This window comes from Streptomyces rugosispiralis (genome assembly GCF_024505145.1).
Lineage (GTDB): Bacteria > Actinomycetota > Actinomycetes > Streptomycetales > Streptomycetaceae > Streptomyces > Streptomyces rugosispiralis.
Window position 1 is genome coordinate 1 of the sequence record NZ_JANIAA010000183.1, and the last position, 881, is coordinate 881.

The window sequence follows — 881 nt, forward strand, 5'->3', positions numbered from 1 at the left end:
GTCGGGGGATTCGTGTATTTCTGGAAGGCAGAGGAGCAGTACGGCCGTGGCTGAGCAGACCCTCGACAAAGATCCCCGGGCGGAGCGGGCCGGGCAGGCCGAGCAGGCGGTTTCCGCGCCGGCGCGGGTGCCCACCGTCATCGCCGACGATGTCCATATCGTCTACCGGGTCAACGGCGGTCCGAAGGGGAAGGGGAGCGCCACCGCGGCGCTCAGCCGGATGCTGGGCCGGAAGGGTTCTCCGGGCATGCGTGAGGTGCACGCGGTGCGCGGGGTCACCTTCGTGGCGTACAAGGGTGAGTCGATCGGTCTGATCGGGTCCAATGGGTCGGGGAAGTCGACGCTGCTGAAGGCGGTGGCGGGGCTGCTGCCGACCGAGCGGGGCAAGGTGTACACCAACGGGCAGCCATCGCTGCTGGGGGTGAACGCGGCGCTGATGAACGATCTCACCGGTGAGCGGAATGTGATTCTCGGTGGTCTGGCCATGGGGATGTCGCGTGAGCAGGTCCGGGAGCGCTATCAGGGCATCGTGGATTTCTCGGGGATCAATGAGAAGGGTGATTTCATCACCCTGCCGATGCGTACGTACTCCTCCGGTATGGCGGCCCGGCTGCGGTTCTCCATCGCCGCGGCCAAGGACCACGATGTGCTGATGATCGACGAGGCGCTGGCCACCGGTGACCGGAAGTTCCAGAAGCGTTCCGAGGCCCGGATCCGCGAGCTGCGCCAGGAGGCGGGCACGGTCTTCCTCGTCAGTCACAACAACAAGTCCATCCGGGACACCTGTGACCGGGTGCTGTGGCTGGAGAAGGGCGAGTTGCTGATGGACGGCCCGACCGACGAGGTCATCAAGGCGTACGAGAAGGAGACCGGCAAGTAGC

1 protein-coding gene is annotated in these 881 nt (G+C 65.8%); it reads left to right on the plus strand.

Translation table 11 applies throughout. The features are described 5' to 3' along the window. Positions 1 to 46: 46 nt before the first annotated feature. Positions 47 to 880, plus strand: coding sequence for an ABC transporter ATP-binding protein (locus tag NP777_RS46955; protein WP_391858719.1), 834 nt, complete (start codon positions 47 to 49; stop codon positions 878 to 880). The last annotated feature ends 1 nt before the right edge of the window (position 881 follow it).